Origin of the sequence: Salimicrobium salexigens (genome assembly GCF_900156705.1) — a bacterium.
GTDB lineage: Bacteria > Bacillota > Bacilli > Bacillales > Halobacillaceae > Salimicrobium > Salimicrobium album.
This window is the reverse complement of the sequence record NZ_FTOK01000018.1, coordinates 1-10,933: the sequence shown is the minus strand read 5'-3', so window position 1 is coordinate 10,933 and position 10,933 is coordinate 1. Positions and strand designations below refer to the sequence as shown.

At 37.4% G+C, this 10,933-nt stretch carries 12 protein-coding genes and 1 pseudogene; 6 read left to right on the top strand and 7 right to left on the bottom strand.

Features of this window, described 5'->3' with window-relative positions; translation table 11 throughout:
• Positions 1 to 91 (top strand): IS3 family transposase (locus tag BW931_RS13015; RefSeq protein ID WP_143541862.1); only part of this gene is annotated, 91 nt, incomplete at its 5' end.
• Positions 92 to 179: 88 nt separating this feature from the next.
• Here BW931_RS13015 and BW931_RS13010 read toward each other — a convergent pair.
• The 3 genes from BW931_RS13010 to BW931_RS12995 form a co-directional block, all read right to left on the bottom strand.
• Complete coding sequence (locus BW931_RS13010) at positions 180 to 1,700, bottom strand: AbgT family transporter (protein ID WP_076572887.1); 1,521 nt, start codon at positions 1,698 to 1,700, stop codon at positions 180 to 182.
• A 508-nt stretch (positions 1,701 to 2,208) separates the two neighbouring features.
• Positions 2,209 to 2,628 (bottom strand): type II toxin-antitoxin system death-on-curing family toxin, encoded by a 420-nt coding sequence (locus BW931_RS13000; protein ID WP_008588010.1) that lies wholly within the window; start codon positions 2,626 to 2,628, stop codon positions 2,209 to 2,211.
• 18 nt (positions 2,629 to 2,646) lie between these two features.
• Positions 2,647 to 2,919 carry an AbrB/MazE/SpoVT family DNA-binding domain-containing protein gene (locus tag BW931_RS12995; protein WP_076572883.1) on the bottom strand — a complete coding sequence of 91 codons (273 nt, stop codon included), beginning with the start codon at positions 2,917 to 2,919 and terminating at the stop codon, positions 2,647 to 2,649.
• Positions 2,920 to 3,263: 344 nt separating this feature from the next.
• Between BW931_RS12995 and BW931_RS12990 the strand changes: the two genes are divergently transcribed.
• Positions 3,264 to 3,701 carry an FAD-dependent oxidoreductase gene (locus tag BW931_RS12990; RefSeq protein ID WP_084193943.1) on the top strand — a complete coding sequence of 146 codons (438 nt, stop codon included), beginning with the start codon at positions 3,264 to 3,266 and terminating at the stop codon, positions 3,699 to 3,701.
• 190 nt (positions 3,702 to 3,891) lie between these two features.
• Here the strand turns inward: BW931_RS12990 and BW931_RS12985 are convergent, their stop codons facing one another.
• Entirely contained in the window at positions 3,892 to 4,227 is a 336-nt protein-coding gene (locus BW931_RS12985) for a transposase (RefSeq protein ID WP_268794173.1), read from the bottom strand.
• A 290-nt stretch (positions 4,228 to 4,517) separates the two neighbouring features.
• Here BW931_RS12985 and BW931_RS13740 point away from each other — a divergent pair.
• The 4 genes and pseudogenes from BW931_RS13740 to BW931_RS12970 form a co-directional block, all read left to right on the top strand.
• Positions 4,518 to 4,713, top strand: a pseudogene (locus BW931_RS13740) (thioredoxin domain-containing protein); the annotation flags it as partial.
• 73 nt (positions 4,714 to 4,786) lie between these two features.
• A complete protein-coding gene (locus tag BW931_RS13650; protein ID WP_200802056.1) occupies positions 4,787 to 4,924 on the top strand; it encodes a hypothetical protein in 138 nt (45 codons plus the stop codon).
• A 6-nt stretch (positions 4,925 to 4,930) separates the two neighbouring features.
• Positions 4,931 to 5,629 carry an alpha/beta fold hydrolase gene (locus BW931_RS12975; protein WP_200802057.1) on the top strand — a complete coding sequence of 233 codons (699 nt, stop codon included), beginning with the start codon at positions 4,931 to 4,933 and terminating at the stop codon, positions 5,627 to 5,629.
• Positions 5,630 to 5,945: 316 nt separating this feature from the next.
• A complete protein-coding gene (locus BW931_RS12970) occupies positions 5,946 to 6,155 on the top strand; it encodes a hypothetical protein (protein WP_076572874.1) in 210 nt (69 codons plus the stop codon).
• 342 nt (positions 6,156 to 6,497) lie between these two features.
• Here BW931_RS12970 and BW931_RS12965 read toward each other — a convergent pair whose 3' ends face one another.
• From BW931_RS12965 to BW931_RS12955, 3 genes are all read right to left on the bottom strand, one after another.
• Positions 6,498 to 9,662, bottom strand: coding sequence for an NACHT domain-containing protein (locus tag BW931_RS12965; protein ID WP_076572872.1), 3,165 nt, complete (start codon positions 9,660 to 9,662; stop codon positions 6,498 to 6,500).
• A 15-nt stretch (positions 9,663 to 9,677) separates the two neighbouring features.
• The gene (locus BW931_RS12960; protein ID WP_159435724.1) at positions 9,678 to 10,721 is read right to left on the bottom strand and encodes a ComEC/Rec2 family competence protein; all 1,044 of its coding nucleotides are present in this window, start codon (positions 10,719 to 10,721) and stop codon (positions 9,678 to 9,680) included.
• Positions 10,722 to 10,777: 56 nt separating this feature from the next.
• On the bottom strand, positions 10,778 to 10,933 hold a 156-nt coding region (locus tag BW931_RS12955), incomplete at its 5' end, for an ATP-binding protein (RefSeq protein WP_159435722.1).

Here is a 10,933-nt window from a genome sequence, read left to right as displayed (position 1 = left end):
CAATTACTACAACCATGATCGTATAAAAGCAAAATTAGCTGGTTTGAGTCCCATTCAATACCGGACTCAAACCAGCCAATCAGCTTCCTAATAAATACTCTAGCTTTTTGGGGTCACTACCTAATCGGAGGTTTTTGATGACTATGGCTCAAATAATCTTTCACTGTTCGCTAGACCCACTAATAATGGATGGGAGAACCTGGTCCGAGGTCTATGCCAAGCAGCATCCAGACGATTAACATGATGGTCCACGATACAAGGAAGAAAATCGTGTACGGGAACATAACAGAAATCAGCGTCCCGATTCCCATGTTTTTATCGTATTTCTGAGCGAACGCAATGATGATAGCGAAATAAGTCATCAGAGGCGTTATGATGTTCGTTGTGGAATCTGCCACACGATAGGCCATCTGCGTCAATTCAGGTGAATAGCCGAGCTGCATCAGGATCGGTACAAATACCGGTGCCATCATTGCCCATTTTGCAGACGCACTTCCTATAAACAGGTTGATAAAAGCGGCTACCAGAATAAATCCTAAGATTAGCGGAATCCCTGATAAGTTGGCCGATCCCAATAACTCCGCTCCGTACACACCGATCACAAGCCCCATATTCGTTTCCGAAAAGTAGGCTACGAATTGACCGGCAGTGAAAGCAAGTACAATGAACATCCCCATGGAAGCCATCGTTTCGGACAGCTGATTGGCGACGTCTTTATCATTCTTGATGTTTTTGACGGCAATACCGTAAAAGACTCCGGGAATAAAGAACAGAATAGTGATGACCGGCACGAGTGAGCTCATGAACGGTGACCGTATAATGCCCCCATCTTCCCCTCTTAAAGGAGCTCCGGATGGAAGAATCAATAGAGCGATAAGTACGGTCGCTATAACGACAGAGATACCTGCCCAAAGAAGCCCTTTCTTTTCTGCAGCATCCAGTCCTTCCAATTTTTCGCGGAACTCGCCTTTATACTCTCCGAGTCGAGGTTCGACGATTTTCTCCGTAACCCATCCCCCTACAAATGTCAGCAGGAATACGGAAACGAAGATGAAGTAGTAGTTCATCGCTATGTTCATAGTCTCCGCGTAAGCAGGATCGATAATAGCAGCAGCATCGATCGTCAACTCTCCCAGTAAGGGATCCGTCGCAGATAAGAACAGGTTGGCACTGAACCCTGCAGACACACCGGCAAATGCTCCGGCGAGTCCCGCTAACGGGTGACGGCCGAGCGCTGCGAAAATGACGGCACCGAGTGGCGGTAGCACTACATAACCGGCATCAGAAGCGACACTGGACATGATACCTGCGAATACAAGACCATACGTGATCAATGATTTTGGTACAGACAGCACAAAGCCGCGCAGGCATGCACTGATTAACCCTGTTCTCTCGGCTATTCCGATCCCGAGCATCGTCACCAGCACAACCCCTAACGGAGCAAACCCGATAAAGTTCTCAGTCATACTGGAGAAAATATATTCAATACCATCCGCACTGAGAAGGTTGTTTACTTCAACCATCTTCCCTTCTTCCCCGGGATGCTCGACACTTAGCCCGAAACTGGAAACGATCGCAGACAGCACGACCACCAGTAGTGCCAGAATCGCAAACAGCGTAATCGGATGGGGCAGCTTGTTTCCTATGTATTCAATACCATCCAAACCTTTTTGAAACATTCCCTGGCGTTTTTCAGCCAATTCTATTTCCCCCTCTCTTGTTATATAGATAAAACCGGAAGTGAGTATTCCTGCTGAAAACGTTTTTATCTATTGCCATAGTTTTCAGTATAAAGCATCTCGGACAAAATTGAAGATGCTTCCGAAAATACGTAAAATTACTATTATTCCGACATTTAGCGGCGGGATCCCTTATAAGACCTCTCCGGGTAAGATCTATAACTTTCCTCCCGTGAAACTGCTGTGTTTAGAAATTCGGGCAGAACCGGACTTCGTTGTGTTTGGCAAACTCGTCTATTTCGGCCCAGCTTTATATCCAGTTTCTTTCCGTCAGTCCAGAATTTTACCTACGGCTTCCTACAGATTCCACCTCACGTCTTCGATTAACAGTTACAACGACCTTCGCTGTTCGGGACTGGAGCATAAATTTTATACTCACGCCGGGCACACAACCAAAGCGAGGAAGAACTGTTTCTAAGCAGCTCCTCCTCGTTTTTTCTCGATTGTATATTTTGATTGCACCACATGATTATAACTTGCCATACATCGGCTCAATAAAGTCATATAGCTCTTCCAGTAGCAAATCAATACATTCATTCGTCTTAAACTTATCGTCTGTAGCAACGTAAACGGCGAAATCCTCAGCTTGATTATTGGAGAAAGCAAGCTCGTAGCCATTCATGTTCAAATAAGTCTCAAGAACCGTAAGAGCAGTCCTTTTGTTTCCATTATGGAAAATATGACCACCTCTCACAATTGAATGAAAGTAACAGCAAGCCTTTTGAAAGATAGTAGGGAATTGTTCTTTACCGAATAATTCCGTTTTTGGTCTTTCCACCATTGCTTTAAAGGCTTCGATTGATTTTACACCAGCCTGCTCAGAGTCTTCGTAATACTCCATAATAGTGTAATGTAAGAACTCTATTTCTTCTTCATTTAAATAGCTCATTCTTTAAACAAAACCACCTTACCTGTCTTTTAAGTTACGAAGTGCCTGATCATATTTACCGACGGCTCTGTTCATAGCTTTCAACATTTCTGGACGAATCCCCTCTGGAACCCAGTTAGTTTTTTTAACTACGATTTCACCTTCATCTTCATTATAAGTTATTTGAAGTTCCTCCCCTTTTGTAATCTCAAGCAAGTCTGTGAGTTCTTTAGGAAGGTTAAAGGAAAGGCTATTTCCAACTTGGCTCACTTTACGGGTGTAATTTTTCTTATCTATTTTCTTTACGCTCATTTCCTCAGCGCTCCTTCCTACGTTAGACAAGAAAAGAAATACCTTAACCTCTTGTCAATATAGTTATTATTGTTATTACTATATTAACACAACTTTCTTTATACATCTATACATCGAACTAAACAGAATTCATTTCCTTCTATCTATTTCATTTTCAATTGAGTTAATTAGAGACTATGAAGACCACCACTTTAGATAAATTTGAAGACCGCAAAAAAAGACGAATAGTAAAGATATTGCTTTAAACTGGGCACTTTATTTCCATTTAGCAACCTTGCATACTTCCATTAAAGGACGTGGTTATCTAATAAACCAATAGCGACTGCTGCCCTTCTTATTTGAAGATGGGAAAGTATGAAATTTTAGCTTTGGTGAACGTGCATCATTCGCTTAAGGGAGCGGATATTCCGGAAGAGACGCTGGAGAAACTCAGTGAACAAGCTTATGCAAAATGGCCTGAACCGTGGGTATCTGCAACGCTACAAGCTCTTCGAACGCGTAATCTCACCGGCATACCAATAAATGAATACATCCCCGACAATCTGGGCAAGGAACGGATTGCTTTGATTGGCGATGCTGCCCATGTGCCGGCACCGATAACCGCCAGTGGCTTTAACGAATCACTGCAGGATGCTGCTGAATTAGGTAAGTGTGTTGCGAAAGGTGTAAAGGGAGATGCGGCAGTGAAGGCCCTGGATAAATATGATTCGCTTCGTTTAAATAAAGTACGGCAAATGGTTCAATCCGGAAAATCATTCAGCTACTCTTACGGACGCTCGTGATACTGACATTGTGTATCTGGATGAGGCAGTCTGCTACTGATTAGGTTTCAGCCGCGCCCTGATTTTTAGAGTGCGGCTTTTTTATTCTCGGAGTTCCAATAAACCTAAAAGACATAGTACAGGCTGAAAAACAGGAAAACTATGACCAACAAAACATTTCCGAGGCCCTACCCTTTTTCCTGAATATATGTTATGCTAAATTTCGCGATGAGCTGATTTGCATAAGACAAGATTGACACGCCTTTTGGCAAAGCACTATGTGGAGTGCTGTCTCTTGCCGCAAATATACGAAAAGACGTCCTTTTAAGGGCGTCTTTTTTATTGGTCTCATTTCAAATCTGGGGATTGTAGGGTCATTCTCTACATGTACCAGTGTATGGGCTTGTAACTGATCGCGCCGATGATAACCAAAGATGTTTCGTATAAGTACTTTTGTCTGGATATTCAATTCTTCCACAAAGTCATTATTGTAATCAAAAAGGAAATTGTTCATGATTTCCGCCTGCCAATTTTGGAAGGTACGGATGGCACAAGGTTTAAGGAAAGCTTACATTATGGTGAGAACATTATTCTTCCAGGCCCAACTGGTGTAGGGAAAACGCATATAGCCACTACGTGAGAATATAACGCTTCGATTTGCATAAACATACTACCTTACATGTGGTCTGGTTGACACCTATTATGACATACCGTATCATTCTAACCACTAAACATTAATTTAGTAGTTATAATGATACTAGGAGGGATAGAATATAGCTATTCCAAAATGCAGCAGATAAAACGTTCGATCAAGACATAAGCGATTAGTATCGTAGTCCTCGTAAAATGATCGCCCCTGTATTGGAAGAGATCGCTGATGAAGAGGAAGATCGAATGAAGATCGTAAAAGTCGATATAGATGAAAAAAGAAACCGCTCAAAAGTACGAATTGATGAGCGTCCCCACTCCCCTATTCTTCAAAGATGGAGAATTGGTGGATCAGGCGGTAGGATTTAAACCGAAAGAAGAAATCTTAGCATCGCCGAAAAACACGTGTAAACCAAACGGAAGACTCGACACAGTAACTCATAGAGGAGGATGGAATCATGGTAGATCATAAAACATTCAAAGAAAGACAACAATCCGTCACGTTAGACGGAATCGTGGACGAACCGGTCCAAATCAACTATACAGACGTAGGTTCAGGTACACCAATCATGCTGCTGCATGGTATTCCGACCTGATCTTACCTGTATCAGAGCGTCATTCCTGAATTTGAGGAGGAGTACCGGGTCATTGCTCCGGACTTGCTCGGCTACGGCTGGTCCGATCAGCGCGATCAATTCGACCGCTCTCTCCACGTCCAGGCGAACATGGTCATCAGACTCATGGACGAACTCGGATTAGAGCAAGTGAATCTCGTAGCTCACGATATAGCGGGAGGCGTCGGATTGAACCTTGCTCTGAACAAACCGGAGCGGATCAATAAGCTGGTCTTCTCTAACATCGTCGCTTACGATTCCTGGCCGATCGATGCTATGTTGAAGATGGGTCATCCGTCACGGAAAAACGATTCCTTAGAAGAACTGGAGTCCTTCCTGACAAGTGCGTACAAAGACATGTTCATCCAACAGGATCAGTTGACGGACACCTTCCTGGAGGGAATCATGGCACCGTACTTACATGAGGAAGGCCAATTGAGTCTCGTCCGCAACGCTTCAGCCCTGAACACGAATGAAACCACCGCACTCACGCCGAAGCTGCCGAACATCGAACATCCCGTTCTTCTCTTATGGGGAGCAAAGGATATATTCCAACCCATAGAGACGGCGGAAAGATTGGTCAAAGAGTTGTCAAACAGCACACTCGTGAGGTACGAACAGGCTTCTCGCTGGGTACCGCAGGAAGTTCTGAAAGAATTTTCAGCAGAGATTAAGCAGTTCATTTAAAGGAAAACAAAAGGCGGTTCTGACGTTTGCGAGTGGATCAGCAAACGAAAGGACCGCCTTTTTTTATGGTACATATATGTCAGGAAAAGCTTGGAAACAATCATGATGGTACGTCTCTTTCCACTATTCACTCATAACCTATTAATAACTACAATAGAAACAAGTAAAGGAACTGAATCAGGGAATGTTTCACGATAAACAACCTGTAATTCCATTTACAAGCTATATCATGGTATAATAACAAACTTAGGACAAATTATAGAACGGATAAAAAGAAAAGCCTGCGCTAGATGATAAAATTAGGAGGTGTGAAAGTATGAATAAACGATGGACAATCGGTAAAATTAATGACTTTGTTGAAAAGAATTCAGATAGCACGTTATTATCGACAGAATTCAACGGTTTCTCTCAAAAGTTGCTTTTCAAGTGTTCCTGTGGCAATAATTTTGAAAAACCATTTACAAAATTTAAAAATAACAACCAACGTAAATGTGATGTATGCCAACCACCCAAAGCCTCACGTTAAGAGAGTTTATACAAAGAGCCAATTCCTATTTAAAAGGAATTAGCTCTTTGTTAATTGATAGTAATTTCCCGTACTCAAAACATTCAAAACTTTTATCTATCAAGGGTTAGGCGGAAAGCTTACATCATGCCGCCCATATGTTCCCTATGATAAATAATAAAGAATAAAATCCAAAACCAAAGACAATTATAAGTTTAGTAAGGCTTATCGCTTTTATCATGAATGAAAGGATATAATCAAAATTGAGAAAAAGTATGCCAAAGAGTATGTCACTTTAGAGAATAATATATATCACAGTGCTTTCTACTCCGAGACTCATAATATGCTTTTTGAAAAGGTAACTTAATTTAGTTTACCGAGTACATAACTTAAATCTTTTTCTAATTGAGAGTATACCTCTTCTCTCAATTCCTCATCATGCAAAAGTTTATCTAAAGCAGAATTTCTCTTACTAAAAAAGGGCATGTTTTTTCTTCCTAGTTTAATTAAACTCTCATTTATTTCTTTATTTCTCTCATTATTTAAGGCAGATTCCCCCCTTCTTTTTCTCTCAGGTATTTGTTCTATAACTGTTTTAATTTCTTTAATATTTTTTACCGGCTCCCAAGTTACTTCCACACCACCTCCGAAAGTTTTTTCCCTATAAAAAGCAACATTAAATCTTATTGGGCCAATGGAGTAAAAAGGTAAATACTCCTTGATTGAATAAAAGGTGTTCTCTACTAAGTGTCTATACGAAATTTGATAATGTTCATAGAATGTTGCAATCCTTTTACTAAGTTGCTTGTCACTCCACAGTTCCCAAATAAATCCACCACCTTTATTAAGCTGCTCCCATCCAATATCACTAGGTGGTAACAAATAATGTTTAGGTTCAATATTTAATCTCTTTAATGTTAATATTGAAAGAATCATACGAAGTGGATCTTCTGAACTGTAATAAATAGAATTCATCAAGGAATCTGCATAATTAAATATCTTATTTTCTTTTGTTAAAACATTAACTAATTCATCTAAAGAATTTTTATACAAAGATGGTCTTCTTTTATGGCGTTCACTGCTTACCGAAAAAAGATGAAGAGGTAATTTACTTAAGTTTTTCTCTATTTGCATAACCATCATTTCAAGTGGTTCCATATCAAAAAGTGTCTTTTTATCTAAAATTTCAGCTATCTGTTTTTTTATGGAATAAAGTGCTACTTCTCTCGCTGAGTCTAAACCCATATCGGTTGCATTTAAATTAATAAACCAGTGTTTACCGCTGCTCATGGATTTAATAGGTACACTTACGGTGTTACCATTAGGATCTTTAGTGAGCATCGCAGGTCCACTTGAATATTTCTCTAAGATTACATCTGGAATTTCTTCTTCACTATTTTTATCACCCAGTAAAAAACGAAAATCAACTGCCGGGACGTCAGAGTTCATACTCCCAACTATTATTAATTTCATTTGACTCCCTTCTCTAGGAGCTTTATTTTTCAGGCTGTACCAAGGATAGAAATAATCTCTGATAGCACTAAAGTGATTTTCAATTAATTGTAGATAACTCTTCCGGACCTGTCTAAAATACTTATTCATATAGTCCTTAGACCAATCTTTCTTAATTTGTTCACTAAAGTCAAATCTTGCTTCTAGACATTTTCTATATATATATAAATTAGTTTTTTCTAAAAAGTCTAATAATATATCCTGCCTATTATTTTTTTGGAGTAACCCTGCTAAGTAAATTAACACCTCATAATAAGCTTCTTTCTTGTTGAATTTTTCCAAAAAGTTAATAAGATCACTATCTGAGTACTTAGAAATTTTAAAAGCCAAAAAATATTCATGAAAAGATGGATGAAAAAAAGATAATACTCCATTTTCTTCAATTATTAATCCAGTCTCTAATAATTCACTTTTTGCTAGTTCCACTTTATCTCTACCTAAAAATACACTTACAGACTCTGCAAAGTCATTCATATCGGGAAGTTCCCTGAATGTCCTATCAGAATATTCAGATAATATTAGTTCTTTAGTTGATAAATCAATACTAAAAGGTTTCATCAACCCTTTTTGATAATTTCGTTCCTCCATAAGAAATCTTATGAAACTATTATAAAGTTCAGCTTTATTTTTAGGTAGGCTCCTATATCCAGTTACTTTTAAAATTGACACCGTCATGAAAAGAAAAAGAGGATTCTTAATCAAACTTCTTAAATTACCTTCAATATTGTGCAATACTTGCCATCCAGGTAATTTTAGCTCTTTGTTTATATATTCACTAATAACAGCCTCATCTAAATTTTTAATAGTATATTCACTGAAATGTGTATAAAACTGCTTATGATAATTCTCTTTTCGACACGTCACTAATATTTGAGTACCATTTAACTTAGATATTTTTATTAATTCTTCTACTAATAAATCTAATGAAGATGAGACTTCATCTAATCCATCAATAAGTAATAAAAAATTCCCATTGTACAAATCTTGTTCCACTTGCCTCTCTTCTATCCTTGGTAGTGCATACTTCAATTCATTAACTATGCCATCAGCTATGGTATGAAAGGATCTTTTCCAATTTCTTGCCTTTAGAAAAATAGGTGTTTTATTTTCTTTGATTATTGGATTTTCAATAATATCTTTCATCCACATTGACATCAAATATGTTTTACCTCCCCCAGGCTCAGATAGAATCACAGCTGATTCATCTAACCTGAGTAAATCAATATACGATTCGACTTTTTTTCCTTGAGAATCTCCCCTATTGAATTTAAAGGTAAATCCTAGACCGGAATCATTTATAGAGTTCTTATCTAACATTCTAGAAATTGTATTTTCAAGTTGTTGTTCTAGTTGAAGCTTCATTAAATTTAGGTAGGGAGCGTATAATGGATTATTTTCCTTCTCAAGAAAATTAACACCTATACAATTAAAGGACTCTCTATACAAATATAAACTTACGGCAGATAGTCTACTTACTTCCCCATTCTCTTCTACTTGTTTCAAAAGTACTCCAACTGCGAAACCATTTATAATTATTGGAGCTCCTGACACACCTTCATAACTTTTAATGTCGTCTTCCTTTTTTAAATCTAAGTTCCATTCTGTTGGAAGTGATTTATAATCTTCAGCGAAGTGTTCGTTTTTCACTTGTAAATCAATAAATGTACCTTCATCACTTCTTGCAGGTGGATACCCATAAGTTTCACATTTCATATTTATGGAATTAGTGAACTTGAAATTAGAACATATAAGAGGCTCTATCCCTTGAATTGTCTTTTTTAATTTTAAAGCTATAATCTGCTGTCTTTCCCAATCCTCCAATATGATAGGGTCAGCACTTGTTTCTACTACTTTCGAATTCACATTAAAATAAAGCCTTACAGGCTGATTATCTTCAAAAAAATCTACAAGAGCATGAGTAGCAGTCATAGCTATATTCTCTGAAATCAAAAAGGCGGTAGCAGTTTCATTCCCACATATTAATTTAGGAATAGAATTTTTTAAATTTACATTCATATTTTTAATTTCCTTTCAAATTTCTACTTCCGTAATAGTAAAGCCATCAGATATAAAACAATCATAATGATAGTTTTTTTTCCAGTTACTATTCTCTAATAATTGTGAAGTATTAGTTTCATAATTAAAATAAAAGCTCTTTTGCCTTTGTTTTTGATAGTAAATAACCTTAGCAAGAGAGTCGAAATTGGGATGTGAATGCCTGCTAATACCGTTAGTTGAAATTAAGAATATATCTGAGTGTAAAATTTTCGCTAATTGAGTAGTTGTATTTCTTTTACTTCCATGGTGAGATAATTTAACAATATTATAGTTTTTCTTATCAGCTTTTGTTAAATTTTCTACAATGAGATCAGGATGGGCATCCGCTAAAAAAAGTAACCTTTTCTTATTGAATTCTAAGATAAAAGAAATGGATGACCCATTTATTATAGAATCATCAACTTCTTCATTTATATGTTGTGAAACAGCACCTTTTATTTCACTTACCATATCACTTTCATTTCTTTTAGAAATATTACTTTCTTTTATCTTTTGCTCCTCTTTCCTCAACATATGAAATTCGTAAGCATCATCGAAAATTTTTTCATTGCTTAAGGAAAAATTTATTTTTTGCTTCTTTAGCTTTCTTAACCATTCTATTGATAATTTTTTTAGCTTTTTTGTATTAGGAGATAGTATATCTAATGTGAAATTATCTTTCATTACTCTAAATTTATTTTCACAATTCACTGCTTTACCATCGAAAGATTTATTCCAAGGGTATCCACCTTCTAATATTAACGATGCTAATGTGGAACCTTGTTTTACACTAATATCTTCGTTACTAACCCCTTCTTTTCCTAACATATTTCTAAAAGAATTTCCCATAACAATTTCACTTTTTAAAATTCTTACTTCACCTTCAGAAATGCGTTTCACCTTTTCTTTTTCAAATTGCAAATGCCTATAGCTGTTATGCCATATTTCTTTAATTTCTATAAAAGATTTTTGATTATTCTCTTCTAAAAAAGCTAATGCACCTAAAATATGATCCTGATCTATATGTGAAACAACCATTAGTGTCAACAACGGTTTGAAATTCCCTGATTTCAACGAAATCAAATTCCCTGATATCACCGTAGGTTAGTTGGCTGTATGCCAGCTTTTTTCTTTTCCCGTAATCGATAGGAATCCCCTTTAATATTAAAGGTGGTGGAATGATGAATGAGTCGATCAAGGATAGCTGTAGCTAATACTTCGTCACCAAAAATCTTTCCCCATTCCACGTA